This is a genomic window from Kitasatospora sp. NPDC041988, assembly GCF_055588525.1.
In genome coordinates this window covers 49,000-67,411 of sequence record NZ_JBVJCO010000004.1, presented here as the reverse complement: position 1 = coordinate 67,411, position 18,412 = coordinate 49,000, and the positions used below count along the sequence as shown (strand labels likewise).

Sequence of the window (18,412 nt, the reverse complement as noted above, 5' to 3'; positions counted from 1 at the left end):
CTCCCCCCCCCCCCCCCCCCCCCCCCCCCCCCCCCCCCCCCCCCCCCACCACCCCCCCCCCCCCCCCCCCCCCCCCCCCCCCCCCCCCCCCCCCACTGCTGTTTATGACCGCCCGCCTAATCTGCCATCTGCAGGACAATGAACCGCGTCGTGCTACTGCGGAGCGGAGCCAAAGCCATGATATTCACGGCGACCTCGCGGTCGCCGTGATAAGGCAACCGCAGGCGGCGTTCTTGGCCGTCTGGATGCTCTACCACCTCGTGCCGATCCCAGATCTCGCGCGCCTCGGGATTTCCCTTCAGGACGTCTCGCTTGAGCCGCTGGAGGGGCTCACTCTCGGGGAGCTGCAGGCATGCGAACCGGATCTGCGCCAGAAAGGGGCGCGCCCAGTCGTCTCGCCAGTTCACCAGCTGGTCGCGGGCCTCTGGGTACAGGAAGGCCCACCTCATGAGGTTGGGCTCGTAGGGGATCCACGGGAACCAGTCGGCCTGCGGCTTGTTATGCCCGAAGATGGTCCACGCCTCGTCTGAGAGGTAGGCCGGATGGGGAAGCTGACTGTCCAGAAGTCGCTGCATCGGCCCGTCCAGCGCCTGGATGGCCTTTGCGTCAGCGCCGCCGCGTGGCGCGGGGGGCCGACCGATGGCGCGCAGGTAGAGGATGTGACGCTCGGCGTCGGACAGGCGGAGCGTGAAGGCGAGCCGGTCCAGGAAGTCCTCGGAGAAGTTGGCTTGGCGCCCCAGCTCCAGCTCGCGGTACCACCGATCACTCACGCCAGTGAAGCGGGCAACTTCCCTCTGCGACAAGCCGGGACTGCGCCGGCCATCGCGGACCAGGCCGGGGATGCGCTGGGGGTCGAGGCGGCCCCGCCAGTACCGGAGCAGATCGCCCAGGGAGTCAGCAGGGTCCTCTGCGGCGCCCGCCGCCTCGCTCACGCTCATAACTGGTGATTTTACGGGGATCGTAGACGATCTTCTTTATTTGATCTTGTGGCTCATATCACGCCAAAAGCGACACGACGTCAGAAAATCTTGAAACCAAGATCAATTTCACGGAACGTATGCAATCAGTTGCCCATCAGTCGAGACGACCCAGGCGCGACGATGGAGCTTCAAGGTCAAATTGCACGGAACAATCCGCCCCACCTCTGGCCGCCAATGCACACGTAGCGCTTGAGCCCGGTCACCTCGCGCCACATTGAAACTTCAACCAGCAAGCACTGTCAGCAACACTCCGTGAGCGGAACTGCTGATTCCCGGAAGTGAGACTTCCGCTCATGCCGGTGCATTGTGAGGAAGCGCCGATTCCCGGAGGCAGCAGTTCCGCACCATGTCCGTCCGCGACCTGCATCCTGCACCGGCGTGGTTCTGGCTTGTGCGTGAAGGAGCAGGGGATGTCCGGTCGGTCGGTTCTGGTGGTTGGTGGAAGTCGGGGAATCGGGCTTGAGGTGGCTCGGCAGATGGCCGAGGACGGCGACCGTGTCGCCATCACCTATCGCTCCGGCGAGCCGCCGTTCGGCCTCTTCGCGGTGCAGTGCGACGTGACTGTCCCGGACGACGTCGAGCGGGCCTTCACGGCTGCTGAAGCTGAACAGGGGCCAGCGGACGTCGTGATCATCAACGCTGGTGTCACAAGGGACTGCCTCCTTCTTCGGATGGCCGAGGAGGACTGGGCGGCAACACTCGAGACCAACCTGACCGGTGCGTACCGCTGCGCCAAGCGCGCGGTCCGCGCAATGCTCCGCACGCGACGAGGCGGCAGGCTGGTCTTCATCTCGTCAGCTGTCGCCATGGTCGGCGAGGCTGGCCAATCCAACTACGCGGCCAGCAAGGCAGGGCTCATCGGCTTCGCTCGCTCTCTCGCTCGTGAGTACGGCGGTAAGGGCATCACCTCGAACGTGGTGGCCCCCGGCCTCACCGAGACGGAAATGACCGCGGTCCTCGGCAAGGAACGCCTGGACCACATCATCGCCCAGGTCCCGCTCCGCCGAATCGCCCAGCCACGGGAGATCGCTTCGGCGGTGCGCTTCGTAGCCAGCGAAGACGCGGCCTACATCACGGGCGCCGTCATCCCCGTCGACGGCGGCGTCGCCATGGGGCACTGACGCTCCGACAGCGAGAAGGCGCGTCCGACCGACGGCCTTACTGACAAGGTCAGATCAGCGGCCGGTCGAGCCGTCGCACCCTTGGCGGTTCCCGTCTCGCCGTCGATCTCCCACCGCTGTACGCGAGACCCTCTGCTCGGCCACCCCACTGGCCAGCACGCCCCAGCGACCTTTCCCTGTGAGGGGAGATCATGGACAAGCGCCCCCTTCGAGCCGTCTGCGAGGAACGCCTCGGACGTCTCGAACTGCCCCACCGCTTCGGCACCCAGCAGCTGCGCGAGGCTGTCGCTGCCATGCGGGGAAAGCCGATCATCCTCCAGCCCCTGGACTCGAACAGCGCTGCGGACACGCCCTGCGGCATTCGGGTTGAGACGCCTACTGTCGACTACCTGTTCGTCGAGCAGGGGACCTCGGCCGCCCACCAGTTGCACATCCTGGCGCACGAGATCAGCCACATCCTGTGCGACCACCCGGGTTCTCTCTCCCTCGGCGACGGAGTCGCCGCAGCCATCGGACTGAATCCGACCCTCATTCAGCGCATGTCTGGCCGTACGGCCTACACCACCGCGGACGAGCGCGAGGCCGAGTACATGGCCACGCTCATCCGCCAGCGCGTGTACCGCGAACGCCTCCTTCCGGCACGTCGCCCGGCAGCGGCCGACGAGCGCTGGGACGCGATCTTCGCCTGACCTGAAGGAACGACCATGATCAGCGCCATCTTCGGCGGTATGCCCTTGCTGCTGCTGGCCGCATCGCTCTACTGGGCATTCAGACGCCGGCCCGGCCAACGCCCCGCCGGCACCCTGAGCCTCTCCGCCTTCCTCGGGTGCTTCGCGATCGCCTTCAGCGCCTACGAACCGGCGATCCGGACGCTGGAGGACTCCATCACGCCAGACTTCTCCCGGCTGGTGAGCAACTCCGCGACTCTGTCGGCAGCGGCCAGCGTCGCCTCCGTGCTCCTCTTTCTCAACCACGACGCAACCGAGGCTCGGCACCGGGTTCGGTGGCGGCTCCGTCTCCTGGCCCTGACCGTCGCCACGATGGCCTTCGCTTTTGCAGTCACTCCGCGCACGCTGATGTGGAGCGCTGCCGAGCTCCAGGGCAAGCTCGACGAGGCACCCGCCTCCTTGCACATCTACTCCGCCGCGTACATCGCGTTCCTCGGATACGCCGTCTACGACTGCCTCACCCAGACCTGGACCCGGTCGCGCACCGCCACCCGGAAGAGCCAGCGCATCGGCCTTCGCACCACGGCCGTCGGTTGCGTCTTCGCCCTTCTCTACACCGCCTACAAGACCATCAACGCCGTTGGAGCCCTGTTCGGTTGGGATGCCATCCCCGGCGGACCGCGCTGCACCAACCTGTTCACACCGGTGAACTGCGCTCTGAGTGTCACGGCTCCGGCCATCGGCGTGCTCCTCATCACCGCTGGCCTGACCCTGCCGGCCGCACTCTGGCCGCTCACGCAGTTCCTCCGCCGCCGCTGGGAGCGAAAGTCGATCGCCGACCTCGATCCCCTGTGGCGGGACTTCACTGCGGCCCTGCCCGAGATCGTCCTCGATGACGATGCCGTGGTCGAGAACGAGGTCGACTTCCTGCTCCACCGTCGCATCGTCGAGATCAACGACGGCATCCTTAGCCTGCGCCCTTTCCGTTCGCTCACCGTCCAGCAGGCGGCCGTCCGAGAGGTTGAGCGGCGGAACCTGGCCGGCACTGCCGACGGTGACGCGACGGTCGAGGCGGCCGTCCTGGCGGCGGCCATCCGGGCGATGCGCGCCGGCATCGAGCCGGAGTTCGCTCTGTCACCGCAGGCTCCCGGAACAGCCGCCCGCGCGGGAGACCTCCGCGCCGAGACGATCTGGCTACGCTCGGTGGCACGGGCGTACGCCACAAGCGACATCGTCCGGACGGCCTCGCGCGAGGCACCGATGCTCGAGACGGCATAGGGATGAGCATGAGCAACCCACTTCAGGAGCCAGGCTTCTTCCGGAACCCGTACCCCACCTTCGCGGCACTCCGAAGCGCCTCGCCGGTCAAGCAGGTGCCCAGCGGAGGAGGGCGGTCGAGCTACCTCGTTACCAGCTACGCCGAGGCCAGAGAGGCGTTCACCGACCCGCGGCTGTCCAAGGACACGGCGGCCTTCTTTGCTGGCAAGGACATCGGACGCAACCTGCACCCCGCCGTATCCCAGAGCATGCTGGCCACCGATCCGCCGCAGCACACGCGGCTGCGGAGCCTGGTGACGAAGGCGTTCACTCCAGGGGCCGTCGCGCGGCTCCGCCCGTACATCGCCAGCGTGACGGACGAGCTGCTCGACGCGTGGGTGCCCGGCGAGCGGGCCGACGCCATCGAGAGCCTCGCCGTCCCACTGCCCGTCACCGTCATCTGCGAGCTGCTCGGAGTTCCCAACTCCGACCGCGCGGCGGTGCGCACATGGTCCAACGAGCTCTTCGCGGCCGGGCAGCCCGAACGGATCGACTCCGCCTCGCATGCCGTCGCCGGCTACATGGCTGACCTCATCGAGGCGAAGCGACGCGCCCCCGACGACAGCCTGCTCAACGACCTGATCCGTGCCCGGGACGGTGAGGACCAACTCAGCGAGGACGAGCTTGTCTCCCTTGCGGTGCTCCTGCTCGTTGCCGGGCACGAGACCACCACCAACCTGATCGGCAACGGTCTCCTGGCCCTGCTGCAGACGCCGGATTCGTTGCACCGCCTGCGAGACGAGCCTGACCTTGTCAACACGGCCGTGGACGAGCTTCTCCGGTTCGACTCGCCTGTGAGCATGGCCACCTTCCGATTCGCCACCGAGGCCATCAGCCTCGGCGGCACCGAGATTCCTGCGGGCTCCCCAGTGCTCATCGCGCCCGGCGCCGCGAACCGCGACCCCGCTCGCTTCCCCGACCCGGACCGACTCGGCCTTGCCCGGGACAGCAAGGGGCATCTCGCCTTCGGGCACGGCATCCACCGGTGCCTCGGGGCTCCCCTGGCTCGCGCCGAGGGTGAGATCGCCTTCCGGCGCATCGTTACCCGATTCCCCCGGCTTCGCCTAGCTGTGCCCAGTGCCGAGCTGCAATGGCGGCACACACGGCTCATGCGGGGCCTCGAGGCGCTGCCCGTCCTGCCATAGGCCGAACCCAGGATGCGCCCGGCTCAACCGTGCCGCAGGGTCGGGACATGGCCTCGATCGTCGTTCTTCTCGAGTTGGAGCCGGATCAGGAGATCGGACCCGATGGTGTCGAGCCGGTCGTTCTTCTGGTGCACGCCGCCGGCGCCGACCCCGACGCGCCCGAGGACCCTCTCCCACGGACTCTCTGCGGCCTCGACACCGACGCGATGGAACACGCCCACTACCGCCCGGCTCGGCCGGGCGAACCCTGGTACCCGCCCGCGCTGTACGACAAGCGGTGCCGGGAGTGCCAAGCCGTGCTGAAAAGCCTGTGACGTCAGCGAGACCGGCGGCTCAAGCGAGTACGTCGGCGTAGCGATCAGCAGGGTGCCACTCGGAGCACTACATGTCGCCGGTAGCCCAGTGCGCGCCGTGCTCCAAGTACGAAGTCTCTACGCGGGATCGAGCGTTCAGTGCAGCGTGGACGCGGCGGGCGAGGCGCGGGATGAGAAGGATGTCGAGCTGATCCGAGCTGTGGAAGGCATACTCGCCGATTTCCACCCCGTCCAGGATGATCTGGGCGCGTTCGTCGTCCGGAAGGACGCCGCCGTCGAAGACAAAGAGCAGCTTGTCCCCCTCAGTCGGGTGCGGTGCCCAGTCCGCGACGAGGAGTCGACCTACAGGTGGGGTGATGCCGAGCTCCTCCTTGACCTCCCGAGCCGCACCTTGGCTCGGCGTCTCGCCCGGGTGCAGGTAGCCGCCGGGGATCTCCCAGCCGGGCTTGTAGGTGGGCTTGACCAGGAGCACCCGCCCGGTTTCGTCGAAGAACAGCACTCCCGCGGCGGTGCGGGGCTGGGCTACGGCCTCGTTGAGTTCGGAGTCGCTCATGGCGACGACTGTAGTCGTCCGGCAACCTCTCATCCGATGATGCGGAGCCGCTGAGCCACACCCGCGAGAAGGTGGCTCGGCTTCCCCCGCTGCTGACGAACCCACATGGTCACCAGCTGCCGGGGGATGAAGTGGTAGCGCACCTGTTCGGGGCCCAGCTCCTCGGCGTCCAGCACGAGAGCGAGGGCTTCGTCCATGCGGTTCTGCGCACTGTAGGCACGGGCGACTTCGAGGGTGTGGCGTACGCGGCGTTCGAGCGGCAGGGTGGACGAATCCACCCGTGGGCCTTGGTCGGCGGCGATCTGGACGTCTCCCAGCTCCATGGCCGTCGAGATGCGGTGGATTGCGACGTTGGTCGGTCCGAACGCCGTCCACATGTGGTTGGCGTCGTGGCCCAGGCGTTGCGCCGCCCGATCGGCTTCGGCGAGGAACTCGCGGACAGTGGCGCGATCGTCGATGCGGGCCGCGGCCATAGCCCCGACAAGAAACAGCGTGCCGTAGACCGAAAGGTGCGTCGGCGAAGGGTGCACGAGGCTGCCCTCCATGTAGCCGGCCGCGTCCGTAACCAGGTCCCGGGCGGCGGCGAGGCGCCCATTGGCCAGCAGACAGTGGGAGACAGATCTGAAGAGCGAGCCGACGATGATGGGGTTCCCGGCCTCCTGAGCAGCGGCAAGGCCACGGTCTGCGGCGATCCAGGCCAGATCCGACTCGCCTATCTTCGTCAGCACCATGGCTGCACCCTGGTAGGCCATCGCCAGCAGCGCCTGCGCCTGTAACTGTTCGTCACCCTCGAACGTGCGGACCGCGCGTTGGGCTTCCGCCAGGATGCCGGGGATGAGTCGAGTGGCGCGGGCATACCTGGCGTCCTGGTAAGCGGACCAGGCCGTTCCGACCTCGGCCCGCAGGATCTCCAGGTCGGGTGGAGGGCCCGCCGGGTCAGGCGCCAGCAACGGAGACATGTTCCTGTAGTCCATGAGAGCTTCGCGCAGCCTCGGCACCGTGCCACCCTGCACGTCGGTCGTCCAGTCCAGGAGTGATGGTTCGGCGAGCAGGTCACCAAGCTGGACGTCGAGAGCGTCAGCCAGAGCCTTGATCACAGACAGCCGGTCCAGTTCGATGCGGCCGTTCTCCACCTTGCTCAGCCAGTCGGCGGTTCGGCCGACGAGTCCGGCGAGCACCTCCTGCGACATGCCCCGCCGCCGTCGGTACCAGGCGACGCGCTCGCCGACGCTCAGCATTTCGGTCATCCCACGCATACCTCCAGCTTGGCGGGGCCTGGCGCCCTGGCCCCGGAAGAATTTTCCGGGTTCCTCTCCATCCATGCTCTTAGCGTTCTGACTTGCCATCAATCACTGCTGGGCAAGCGGCTGTTACGTGAGACGAAGAGGGGTGCCAAGGCAATGACGACGCAGTCCGTAGTGAGTGCCACCTCCGCCTCTTCAGTACCCTGGCTTGGGTTGACCGGGACCATCGCCATGGACGGTCAAGCGACCGACGCCCCTAACCCACAATTCCTCCCCGCGCACGGGCTGATCCACGAAGCGTGCTTGGTCTGCATTGGTTTGGCGGACCGGGCCTGCTCGGCCGGCACTCGAACACGAACGGGGATCTCAGCCCGCGGCGTACGCCACGGTGCTGGACGGCCGCTGCACCTGCACGGCTTCGACAAGTCGCGTGTACACGGGCTCGTCGCCGAAGAGGTCGGGTTCTGGCGTGAGTCGCACCCCGGTCACCTTCTCAACCTCCAGAGCCAGCCTCTCAGCACCGGCCGCGAATCCGGCGGACGTGGCGCCGCTCTCGGTGACCAGGGTGTAGTGCCTGTTGGACAGCCTGACGCCATTGGCGACCCTCTGGCCAAGGGAGAAGCCAGCCTCCTTGATCAGCCAGCTCGCGCTTACCCGGATGGAACCGTCCGGGAAGTCATTGACCGGGGCGCGCCGGGCGCGCAAGCGTTGCGCGAGATCCGCGTCGATGGCCGGGCTGAGGAAGACGCTGCCGGCCGAGCGGTCATCCGGGTCTCCGGGAGTCAGCACCATGCCTTTGCTCCGTCGCACCGCAAGGACTGCGGCGGCGGCTTCGGCAAGCGGGACGCGCTGGCCCTTCGCGATGCCCAGTCGTTCGGCGACCATGCCGTAGGTAATCGGGGTGCTCAGCCGCGAGCGGTGCAGTCGGAACACCGCGCGCAGCAGGGTCCAGCGGGTGGACCGCTTGAAGATGCTGGTCCGGTGCCCGAGACCGCAGGCTGCGGCGGAGAGTCTGACCGGGCGGTCGGCCTCCCAGTCCCAAGCCTCGACCCGGACGAGCGTGTCGGCGACTTCTTGTCCGTACGCACCGACGTTCTGCACTGGAGTGGCTCCGACCGTGCCGGGAATGCCGATGAGCGTCTCCATGCCGGTGAGGCCCTCAGCGATGGTCAGCTCCACCAGATCCTGGAGTTGGTGTCCTGCCTCCACGGTGGCGAGGACGCTCTGTCCATCAGGCTCCGGACACAGGTCAACCCCCTGAGTCGCCATGCGGAGAACCACCCCGGGGCACCCGGTGTCCGCCACCAGGACGTTGCTGCCACTGCCCAGAACCAGTGGGCGGATCCCGAGCCGGCGGATCTGGTCGATCGCTGCGGATACATGGTCCAGCTCCGTCACCTCGATGAGGGACTCGGCGGCCCCACCGACCCCGAGGGTCGTCAAGGGGGCCAGGGGGACCTGGGAGCGGACGCGCACGTGATCTCCTTAGTACGGATCGAGCCGAGCCTACGCGGACAGGATGTCTGCCACCCTGCCGCAGACCTCGCGAGCCACCGAGGTGTCCCTCGCGCCGAAGCCCGTGTGCAGGACGCGAAGCCGGGCACGGGCTCGTTGCGAGTCAAGGTGCGCGCTCAGATCCATCGCGCTGTGCGCCGCCGCGGCAGCTCCCTCGACGTCCTCGCCAGCGAGCCGGGCCTCGGCGAGCGAAGCGTTGTGCAACAGACGGTTGCGGGGCTGCTCCTGGCCGAACAGCTCCAGTCCGCGCACAAGGTTCTCTTCTGCCCGGGTTGGTCTGCCGAGTTCGAGCCAGGCCCGCCCCGCGTCAGCGGCCAGCACCGCCGGCGTAACCCAGTAGGACCAACGCGGGTCTGTTGCTCCATCGATGGCCGATCCGAAAGCGGCAGCCTCCTCCAGTGCACGCTCGCACCCCGCTATGTCGCCGAGCTTCGCGTGCGCCCTGGCTTGGCGGGTGGCAAGCAGGGCTTGGACAGCCCCGCTCTCGTGGCCGGCGGCTCCCTTTCGGGCCACCTTGACCAGCCGCAGGGCGTCATCATCGGCACCGTGCCACGCTGCCTGGTAGCTCAGGCAGGAAACGATGTTCGCGCCGAGCAGGCGGTCGCCGGCAGTGTGCGCGGCTCGCAGCCCGGTGAGGAAGTAGCGCTGAGCAAGAGCGACGCGGTCGAGGTCGGTGGCCACCCAACCGGCGAGCTGCGCGAGTTCGGCGAACGCTTCATGGAGGCGCACGCCGGTTTTGTTGTCGTAGGCGCCACTGCGAACCAGGGTTGCGGCCCAGTGAAGGTCCTGGGTGACCCAGTCGAGGACGAGTGGGCCGCCTTGGATGTCATCGAGTCGGCGAAGTTGGGCAATGCGGTCGATCAGGACGTCCACGGCAGCGGGGCCGATTTCCAGACCGATCGAACGTGCTTGCAGCTCCTCTTCGGGGGCCGTCAGCCAGTCGACCGCGGGCCCGATCAACGAGCGCCCGGCCACTGGCAGCAGCGCAGGTACGCTTTGCCTGGCTGCTCCACCATCGGTCAGCAGAGTCGAGCAGTGCCGTGTGCCGGTCTGGGTCCACGGCAGATCCAGGCCGTCGTCGGCGGACAGCAGGACCCCGGTGGCCGTGAACTTGGCGGGCCACAGGGCGTCCGCACTCACTGGTTCGCTGAGCCGGCTGGACAGGATCTCGGCGACCACCTGGGGCAGCCGTCCTCTCGGGCAGGATCCTCGCAGCCACCCGTACGGCGCTTTACTGCTGATGGTGCCGGGTCCGCACAATCGGTTGATCTCCCGGGCGAGGCGTTCCGGCGACCAGTCCAGCTGTTCCAGGCACCTGCCAAGCAACGATGCCTCCACCATTGCGGTCTGCCACCCGCCTTCCCTCACCCGGACCGCTACTCGGCCCCGTCCTTTCGCTTCAGCGTGGCACGGGCAAAGCACCGGATCCCGCTGGATCCGGAAAAGCTGACCATTCTTACCTTCTCGCCGACCACCCTGACCGTCGCTTCATCTTCTCTCAGGGCGTTTAGCCCACTGAAGTTGATGCATCGCCAGGCGATCACAGGCGGCTCCCTCATGCCTCCGGAGTCCCGATCGGCCTGCTCGCAACCAGGCATTCGGTCCGTCGGACAGTCCACTGTCCGAACCGCCATTGACTCTCACAGGAGGGCACGGTGCGCACGATGACCAGCAAGCCAGCCAAGACCGCCGATGCGCTCTCCTGGCACGAGAGCTTCCGCGCCGTACCGGACACCGTCCCCGATGTGCGCGCTCGAGTCCGTTGCGAGGTGCGCAAGTGGGGCTACTCGGATGTCGTCGTGGACGATGCCGAGCTGGTTGTGGCGGAGCTGGCCAGCAACGCGGTCATCCATGGGTGCAACGAAGCTGACGATCAGTTCGATGTTTTCCTGGCCGCCCGAGCTGACGGGTTGGAGGTCGCAGTCGGTGATCCGAGTTCCCAGCTGCCGGCTCACGTCGAGACTGCCGAGGAGGACGACGATCACGGACGGGGACTCATCCTGGTTCATGCGCTCAGCGTTCACTGGAAGGCTGTTGTCGGTCCCGGCGGAGGAAAGCGAATCTGGGCACTGATCGCAGCCGAGTCGTTGCCAGGAGTCCAACACTCCACACAGATCGGTCCCGGGATCGAGGTGATCTCGTGCTGATCAGCGCGATGGATTCACGAGCCACCGCCGTGCAGGGCGCAAGCTTCTGGTGCAACAGCGTGGCGGTGAGCGTACGGAACTTCCCGTTAGGCGCTGCCCTTGTCGAATCGGCGGACGACGCGATCTCTTGGATCCGCGGACGACTTGACGAGATCGCCGTCCAGCTGGATCCCCCCGCCGTCCGGATCGTGCGCGCGTGGCTGAGCGACCAGCAGCGGTACACCGAGGCTCTAGCCCTTCTCTCGCAGGGATCTGGCTTCGCCATGGAACTGCGCCAGGACGGCGTGACGTACAGCGTCGGCGCCGATCCGTTCGTCCCGCCGTAGTCCGCGCGAGTCATCGAAGCTGCGTCGTCGGCGACTTGAAGATCAACCGTCACACACCCCTGGACAAACGGCAGCTGGCCGCAACGGCGGCACGGCCGCCCCACCGTCTCCTGGTGATGCGGGGCGCACTCAGTGCCCCGGCGCCAGGCCCCTCAAAGGGAAACAGCACAGGAGGAACAGCAATGGCTCAGCAGATCCAGACGGCTCCGGCCGCGGACGAGTTCGACCTCGACATCACGGCAATCGAGCAGAGCGACGTGGCCAGCCTGCAGGTGCTCACGGACGACGGCTGCGGCAGCACGTGCGGCGCCTGCACCACCGGCGTCCACTGAGCCGCCAGGTACACCGCAACGGTCAGCGTCGCCGGGCACTGCCCGGCGACGCCTGGCCGGCCCTGTTCCAATCGTCCGAACCGGAGGTACTCGTGCGCTCTCCCGCCAGCTACCAGGCAACTGGGACGGCAATGGTGCGCGCTGTCGCCCGCCCCGACCTGGCGGTGCCGGTCTGGCCTGAGCTGACCGCCACCGGGCCCGATCACTTACCAGCGTGGACGCGATGGCTGCGCACTGTCTGGTCCGACGAGCAGCTCGCCGAGGCGCTCGGGCAGGCCAGCGCGGCTCTCGCCTGCCAGGTCGAGGCGCTGTGCTCCGCTACTGCCCCGGACGCGCGGGACACACGGCGGGCGGTGCTGTCCACCGCCCGCTACCTGCTGCGCGCCACCGCCAGGCCGACACCGTTCGCCCTGTTCGCTGGCGTGCAGGCCACCACGTTCGCCCCCAACTCCCAGTTTCGCTGGGGAGAGCAGCACCAAGCCCTCGCTCGCGCCGGGGCCGAGTGGCTCGCTCTAGTGATCACCCAACTGGAGGACTGCCCGCAGTTGCTGACCCGGCTGGAAGTAGTGGCCAACTCCAACGCGGCGGTGCGCCGTGATCGCCTGGTGGTCCCGCATCAGCCTGTACTGCGGCCTGACGGCACTACGGGCGCCGCCGAAGTGTCCGTACGCCACACCGACGCGGTGCGCTTCGCCGTTCGGGCCGCGCAAACCCCTGTGCGTGTCGAGGATCTGGCGGCGAAGCTTCGTGTGGAGTTCCCCGACACAGCGCCCGCCCGGATCACGGCTGCGCTCACAGAGCTGGTGGCCAGCCGAGTCCTGATCACCAGCCTGCATGCTCCGGCCACTGAGCCGGACGCTCTGGGGCACCTACTGGCCGCCTTGGAAGTGGCTGGTGCAGACGCCGTCCACCAGGTCGCGGCTGTTGTCGCCGGCCTCCGCACCGTCCACGCCGAACTCGCCGCCCACAACAAGGCCCCCGACACGGACCGGCGACGCCGTACCGCGCACACGATGAGCCAGCTGGCCGCGACTAAACGGCGTCCGCTGGCCGTCGACCTGCGATTGGACGCCGACCTGGTCCTTCCCAAGGCGGTCGCCCGGGAGGCGGCGCACGCCGCCGACCTCCTCGCGCGCCTGAGCGCCTTCCCGTACGGAGTGGCCGCATGGCGGGAATACCACCAACGGTTCTACGAGCGCTACGGCCGGGGATCCCTGGTGCCGCTGCTCGACATGGTCGCCGACAGCGGAATCGGCTGGCCCGACGGTTATCCAGGCACCACCCAGGCCGCTGATCAGCCCCGTTTCTCCGAACGCGACGCACTTCTCTCCGAGCTCGCCCAACGAGCCGCCCTCGAGGACCACCGCGAGGTCGAACTGGACGAAGTCCTGCTCGCATCCCTTTCGCTGGGGCCCGCCGAGCCGCGCCTGCCTGCACACTTGGAGATCGGGGCCCGGCTTCACGCCGGCAGTCAGCAGGCTCTTCAGCGCGGTGAGTTCCGACTGGAGGTCCTATCCGTCTCACGCGCCGCCGGCGTCTCCGTCGGCCGGTTCCTGCCGCTGCTGGAGCCCGAGCAGCGTACGGCGCTGACATCCGCCCTCGCCGGGCTGCCGACTATGGACGTCGACACCGTCACCGCCCAGCTTTCCTACCCCCCGTTGGATCCGGCGACCGCCCATGTCACCCGCACCGTGCCGACCGGCCAGCTCCTCATCAGCCTCGCTGAACACCGGCTCCCCGCTGCCGGCGTGCTCTTCCCCCGCGACCTGGCGGTGGGCTGCGACGGACGCCGCATGTACCTGGCCGCCCCCGACCTTGGCGTACGGATCGAGGCTGCTGGCACGAACGCGCTGAACCTTCGCACCCACACGCCACCGATGGCCCGGCTGTTGACCGAACTCTCCCGTGCCCAGTGCGCCCAGGTGACCGCCTTCTCCTGGGGCGCCGCCCGCAGCTTGCCGTTCCTGCCGCGCCTTCGGCACGGCCGGGTCATCCTCTCCCCTGCAACCTGGCGGCTGACCGCCCGCGAGCTGCCCACCGCTGACGCCCCTTGGGACACCTGGCTGCAGGCCCTGACCTACTGGCTTGCGCGCCGCTGCGTTCCACACCGCGTCCACCTGGTCGAGGGCGACCAGCACCTGCCGCTCTACCTCAACCATCCGGGCCACCGGGCCCTGCTGCGTGCCCACCTCGCGCAGAAGCCGGTGGCCGTGCTCGCCGAGGCGCCGCGGCCTGGTGATGCCGGCTGGGCTGGGGGCCGCGCCCATGAGATCGTCGTGCCGCTGACCGCGACCCGCCCAGCTATCTGGCCGCGCCTACCCAAACCGACCCGGGCCCGCGTCCTCGCCCGGGGCCACGGCGACAACCCGGGCACCTCCCGGGTGCTGCTCGCCAGCCTCTACGGCAACCTCGAACGCCAGGACACCATCCTCACAGGCCACTTGCCCGACCTACTTCAGCGCCTGGACTCGCCGCCGTGGTGGTTCGTGCGCTTCCGCGACCCCCAGCAGCACCTTCGCCTGCGGATCGCCCTGGACGATCCGGCCGACTTCGGCACCGCCACCCAGACGGTCAGCACCTGGGCCGCCGAGCTGCGCCAGGCCGGTCTGCTGGCCGAAGTCCGGTATCCCGCCTCGTTCCCTGAGACCGGCCGCTGGGGCGACGGACCCGCCTGGAACTCGGCCGAAGAGGTGTTCCGCGCGGACTCCCGCGCCCTCCTCACCCACCTCGCCCAGCCTCACCGGCCCAAGCGGCTCGCGCTGCTGGCCGCCCACGCGGTGGCAATCGCCTGCGCGTTCAGCGACGGGATGCACGCCGGCCTGCGCTGGCTCGTCGCCAACGTCCCCGCCAAGGCCCCGGCACCGATCCCGCGTCCCCTGTTCGTCCAGGCCGTGCGCCTCGCCGACCCCGCCGACAACTGGGCGCCCCTACGTGCCGAGCCCACCGGCGCAGCCATCGTCGACGCCTGGGGCGAACGGGACCGGGCATTGGCCGCCTACCGCCGCCACTTCCCCGGACCCCACACCAGGGGCGTAGACGTGGACGACGTACTCGGCTCCCTGCTGCATGTCTCCTATGTCCGTGCCCACCGGATCGACTTCGACGATGAGGCCCACGTCCTCTACCTGGCCAGGGCCGTCGCCCTCGCCCGGCTCGCCAAGGACGGTGCACGATGACGCACCGCGCGTTGGAGATGGCCAGCGTGATAGCCGACCGCCTCGCCGACCCCAGCAACCTGCCTGCCGTCTCGACGACCCATCCGCAGTGGCGCCAATCGTTGGCCCACGGCGCTCCGGGCATCGCGCTGCTCCACATCGAGCGGGCCGCCGCCGGCCTCGGCGCCTGGCAACGCGTCCACGACTGGCTGCGGTTCACCACGAGCGCGCCGATCACCAGCGGCCCGGACAGCTACCTGCACTACGGTGCACCTGCCGTCGCCCATGCCCTCGCGAGTGCTGCCCGAGCCCGCCCCGGCACCTACACGCGCGCCCTGGCTGGCCTCGATCAGATCGTCGCGGCCGACGCGACGCGACGCGTCGCGTCCGCCCACGCGCGCATCGATCGCGGCGACTGCGGTGCCCTGGCCGAGTTCGACGCCATCCGGGGCTTGGCCGGCCTCGGTGCCCACCTGCTGCGCCGTGATCCCGACGGCCCCGCGTTCCGCAAAGTCCTCTCCTACCTGGTCCGCCTGACCGAGCCGCTCGAACGTAACGGCGCCCTGCTGCCCGGCTGGTGGGCGGCGAGCGGGCCATCCGGCCGCGCGGATGACCGGTTCGCCGGTGGTCACGCCAACAATGGGATGGCGCACGGGATCGGCGGCCCGCTCGCCCTGCTCGCCCTCGCTCTGATGCACGGGGTGAAGGTCGACGGGCAACTGGAGGCGATCGACCGTGTCGTGTGCTGGCTGGACCGGTGGCGGGCGGGCACGCGGTGGCCGTACTGGGTCATCCGCGAGGAGCTCGACTCCGGCCGAGCCGCGGCGCCGAACGCGCAACGGCCGAGCTGGTGCTACGGCAGCGCTGGACTCGCCCGCGCCCAACAGCTCGCAGCCCACGCGGTCGGCGACCCTGACCGCCAGCGTGACGCGGAAACCGCCCTCATCAAAGCTCTTTCGGACCCGGCGGCGCTCGCGGCGACGACGGACGTCTCGCTGTGCCACGGGTACGCCGGCCTCGCGCACATCGCCCACCGCGCGGCAGCTGACGCCATGCCATCGACAGCCTCGCAGCTTCGAACCGTCGCCTCGACCCTGTTGGACGCCCTAAGCCCGGTCGGCGCTGATCCAGCCCAACAGACGACCACCGTGCTGGACGCAGCCGGTCCGGCCTTCCTCGAAGGCGCCGCCGGCACCGCGCTCGCCGTGATCACGCCCGCAACCGGCACGGCCCCGCTCTCCGGCTGGGACGCCTGCCTGCTCATCGCCTGACCGCTGACCGACCCGATGTGAGGACACCCTTGATGAACCGTTGGATCCAGCACGAGATTCGGTTTCGTGACGGCCGGAGCGCCGAGCACGTCGCCGCCCACCGCCTGGCTCCGGCGCTGACTGCCGCGAAGAGTGACCTTTCGCTGGACGGCTGGTGGTACATGCGCAAGAACCCGTTCAAGCTGCGGTATCGCGCCGAAGTTCCGGTGCCCTCCATCACCGGACTCCTTGACAGCCTCACCGCCGAAGGCCTGATCACTGGGTGGACAAACGGCATCTACGAACCGGAGACCGCCGCGTTCGGCGGCGAGCGCGGCATGGAGGTCGCCCACGAGCTGTTCCACCACGACAGCCGCTACCTCCTCGCCCGCGCCGCCCCCGCTGGCGCACCGACTCTAGGCCGGCGCGAGACCACCGTTCTGCTCACTGGCGTAATGCTTCGCGCCGCCGGCCTCGACTGGTACGAGCAGGGCGCCGTATGGGACCTGTTCGCCAAACTCCGCCCCGAACCCGCCGCCGCCGACCCCGAACGGGAGGCCGTTTGGGCCCGGGCGATGCTGCGGCTGATGACCGTCGACACGCGGCGGCTCACCAGCTCCGCCGGTCCGCTCCAAGGACAGGACGAGTGGGTCAGCGCCTTCGAGAGCGCCGGCCAGTCCCTGGCGCAGCTCGCCCGCCACGACTGCCTCACCCGGGGACTGCGGGCCGTTCTGGCCCACCACCTGCTCTTCCACGCCAACCGCGCCGGGATCTCCACCGCGGACCAATCCTCCATGGCCGCACTGGCGTTGGAAGCCGTCTTCCACTCCGGCGGGGACCTCGTGTCCTCGCAGCCCACCATCCGCTCAACCACTAGGGTCGCCCAAGTGACTACTCTCAGCGATGACCAGTCCCAGTCCTCCGAGCAGCTGCGCACCGCACTGACCGCCCGCCTGCGCGAGCAGAAGGTGATCACCACCGACGCCGTCGAGAACGCCTTCCGCACCGTGCCCCGCGAGCACTTCCTGCCCGGCTTTCCGCTGGAGACGGCCTACGCCGACAACCCCACCTACACCAAGACCGACGGCTCCGGCACCCAGATCTCCGCCGCCTCCCAGCCGTGGATCGTCGCCCTGATGCTCGAACAGCTCGCCGCCAAGCCCGGTGAGCGCGTCTTCGAGTCCGGCGCGGGCACCGGCGTCAACGCCGCCTACCTGGGCACCATGGTCGGCCCCGACAGCCGGGTCGTAACGGTGGACGTGGACGACGACCTCGTCGACGGCGCCCGCAAGCACCTCGTGGACGCGGGCATCACCAACGTCGAGGTCGTCCTCGGCGACGGCGCCCTCGGCCATGAGGCCGGCGCCCCCTACGACAAGGTCATGGCCACCGTCAGCACCGCCGAGATGCCGACCGCCTGGCTCCAGCAGGTCAAGCCGACCGGTCGGATCGTGGTGCCACTGCGGCTGCGCGGCACCGCCAGCCGCTCCATCGCCTTCAAGCGTGGCGAGAGCGGGTGGGTATCGGTCGACAGCCAGCTCGCGGTGTTCATGCCGCTGCGCGGCAGCATGGACGACGCGCGCCGCACCCTCGCCCTCACCGAGCAGGACGACGTGACGCTGCAGGTCCACAAGGACCAGGTCGACGCGGTCGACGCCGGTGCCCTGCTCGGTGTCCTCGACTCCGAGCGCCGCGAGCGATGGACCGGAGTGAACATCCCCGCCGGAACGACCTACGAGTACATGGACCTGTGGCTGGCCTGCGCGCTGCCCAACTCCCTGATGCGCATGAGCGTCGGCGACGGTGCGCAGGAGCGCGGTGTCTCCCGCATGTTCGGGTGGGGTTCCATGGCGGCCGTGGACGGCGCCTCCCTTGCCTACCTCACCATCCGTCCCGCCGAGCCCGGCGAGGACGGCCGCAAGGCGTACGAGACCGGCGTCATCGGCCACGGCCCCAACGGCGCGGAACTCGCCGACCTGGTCTCGCAGGAGATCCGCACCTGGGACAGCGGCTTCCGCGACCGCTCCGTCCGCTTCGAACTCCCCGACACCCCGGCCGCCGCCGACCCGGCCGCCGGCCGCTTCGTCCTGGAACGCCCCCACCACCCCATCACCGTCAGCTGGGAGTGACCTCGTGCACCCGACCGGGCCGATAGCCCAGCGGTTCCCGCTGGTCGCCCGGATCCGGCCCGCGTGCCTGCCCCTTGAGGCCCGGGGGGGGGGGGGGGGGGGGGGGTGGGGGGGGGGGGGGGGGGAGGGGGGGGAGGGGGGGGGAGGGGGGGTGGGCACATGGGCTCCTTCTCGATCGACAGGGGTTCGCCCGGAGCCAACCCGGCGACGAGGCCC

16 protein-coding genes are annotated in these 18,412 nt (G+C 69.0%); 11 read left to right on the top strand and 5 right to left on the bottom strand.

Annotated features, from left to right (window positions below):
- Positions 1 to 116: 116 nt before the first annotated feature.
- A complete protein-coding gene (locus ACZ6NC_RS06250) occupies positions 117 to 938 on the bottom strand; it encodes a helix-turn-helix transcriptional regulator (RefSeq protein WP_465623584.1) in 822 nt (273 codons plus the stop codon).
- A 452-nt stretch (positions 939 to 1,390) separates the two neighbouring features.
- Here ACZ6NC_RS06250 and ACZ6NC_RS06245 point away from each other — a divergent pair, with 452 nt between their 5' ends.
- From ACZ6NC_RS06245 to ACZ6NC_RS06225, 5 genes are all read left to right on the top strand, one after another.
- A complete protein-coding gene (locus ACZ6NC_RS06245; RefSeq protein ID WP_465623586.1) occupies positions 1,391 to 2,101 on the top strand; it encodes an SDR family oxidoreductase in 711 nt (236 codons plus the stop codon).
- 191 nt (positions 2,102 to 2,292) lie between these two features.
- On the top strand, positions 2,293 to 2,790 hold the full coding sequence (locus ACZ6NC_RS06240; protein WP_465623587.1) for a regulator component: 498 nt from the start codon (positions 2,293 to 2,295) through the stop codon (positions 2,788 to 2,790).
- Between the two features lie 15 nt (positions 2,791 to 2,805).
- Entirely contained in the window at positions 2,806 to 4,047 is a 1,242-nt protein-coding gene (locus ACZ6NC_RS06235) for an MAB_1171c family putative transporter (protein ID WP_465729514.1), read from the top strand.
- An 8-nt stretch (positions 4,048 to 4,055) separates the two neighbouring features.
- A complete protein-coding gene (locus tag ACZ6NC_RS06230; protein WP_465623589.1) occupies positions 4,056 to 5,231 on the top strand; it encodes a cytochrome P450 family protein in 1,176 nt (391 codons plus the stop codon).
- A gap of 47 nt (positions 5,232 to 5,278) precedes the next feature.
- The gene (locus tag ACZ6NC_RS06225) at positions 5,279 to 5,545 is read left to right on the top strand and encodes a hypothetical protein (RefSeq protein ID WP_045306696.1); all 267 of its coding nucleotides are present in this window, start codon (positions 5,279 to 5,281) and stop codon (positions 5,543 to 5,545) included.
- A gap of 67 nt (positions 5,546 to 5,612) precedes the next feature.
- Here ACZ6NC_RS06225 and ACZ6NC_RS06220 read toward each other — a convergent pair whose 3' ends face one another.
- The 4 genes from ACZ6NC_RS06220 to ACZ6NC_RS06205 all read right to left on the bottom strand — a co-directional run bounded on the left by ACZ6NC_RS06220 (position 5,613) and on the right by ACZ6NC_RS06205 (position 10,036).
- Positions 5,613 to 6,098 carry an NUDIX domain-containing protein gene (locus ACZ6NC_RS06220; protein ID WP_465623591.1) on the bottom strand — a complete coding sequence of 162 codons (486 nt, stop codon included), beginning with the start codon at positions 6,096 to 6,098 and terminating at the stop codon, positions 5,613 to 5,615.
- 29 nt (positions 6,099 to 6,127) lie between these two features.
- A complete protein-coding gene (locus ACZ6NC_RS06215; RefSeq protein WP_465623593.1) occupies positions 6,128 to 7,345 on the bottom strand; it encodes a helix-turn-helix domain-containing protein in 1,218 nt (405 codons plus the stop codon).
- A 363-nt stretch (positions 7,346 to 7,708) separates the two neighbouring features.
- Complete coding sequence (locus ACZ6NC_RS06210; protein WP_465729512.1) at positions 7,709 to 8,818, bottom strand: UDP-N-acetylmuramate dehydrogenase; 1,110 nt, start codon at positions 8,816 to 8,818, stop codon at positions 7,709 to 7,711.
- 30 nt (positions 8,819 to 8,848) lie between these two features.
- A complete protein-coding gene (locus ACZ6NC_RS06205; RefSeq protein WP_465729510.1) occupies positions 8,849 to 10,036 on the bottom strand; it encodes a hypothetical protein in 1,188 nt (395 codons plus the stop codon).
- 485 nt (positions 10,037 to 10,521) lie between these two features.
- Between ACZ6NC_RS06205 and ACZ6NC_RS06200 the strand changes: the two genes are divergently transcribed.
- From ACZ6NC_RS06200 to fxlM, 6 genes are all read left to right on the top strand, one after another.
- Positions 10,522 to 11,004 (top strand): ATP-binding protein, encoded by a 483-nt coding sequence (locus ACZ6NC_RS06200; RefSeq protein ID WP_465623719.1) that lies wholly within the window; start codon positions 10,522 to 10,524, stop codon positions 11,002 to 11,004.
- On the top strand, positions 10,998 to 11,330 hold the full coding sequence (locus ACZ6NC_RS06195; protein ID WP_465623597.1) for a hypothetical protein: 333 nt from the start codon (positions 10,998 to 11,000) through the stop codon (positions 11,328 to 11,330). The genes ACZ6NC_RS06200 and ACZ6NC_RS06195 overlap by 7 nt, the downstream gene beginning before the upstream one ends.
- Before the next feature lie 182 nt (positions 11,331 to 11,512).
- Complete coding sequence (locus ACZ6NC_RS06190; RefSeq protein WP_465623599.1) at positions 11,513 to 11,662, top strand: FxLD family lanthipeptide; 150 nt, start codon at positions 11,513 to 11,515, stop codon at positions 11,660 to 11,662.
- 131 nt (positions 11,663 to 11,793) lie between these two features.
- Positions 11,794 to 14,838, top strand: a complete 3,045-nt coding sequence (locus ACZ6NC_RS06185) for a lantibiotic dehydratase (RefSeq protein WP_465729508.1) — start codon at positions 11,794 to 11,796, stop codon at positions 14,836 to 14,838.
- Positions 14,835 to 16,088, top strand: coding sequence for a lanthionine synthetase C family protein (locus ACZ6NC_RS06180; RefSeq protein ID WP_465729507.1), 1,254 nt, complete (start codon positions 14,835 to 14,837; stop codon positions 16,086 to 16,088). The genes ACZ6NC_RS06185 and ACZ6NC_RS06180 overlap by 4 nt, the downstream gene beginning before the upstream one ends.
- 32 nt (positions 16,089 to 16,120) lie before the next feature.
- Positions 16,121 to 18,196 (top strand): methyltransferase, FxLD system, encoded by a 2,076-nt coding sequence (gene fxlM / locus ACZ6NC_RS06175; RefSeq protein ID WP_465729506.1) that lies wholly within the window; start codon positions 16,121 to 16,123, stop codon positions 18,194 to 18,196.
- Positions 18,197 to 18,412: the final 216 nt, after the last annotated feature.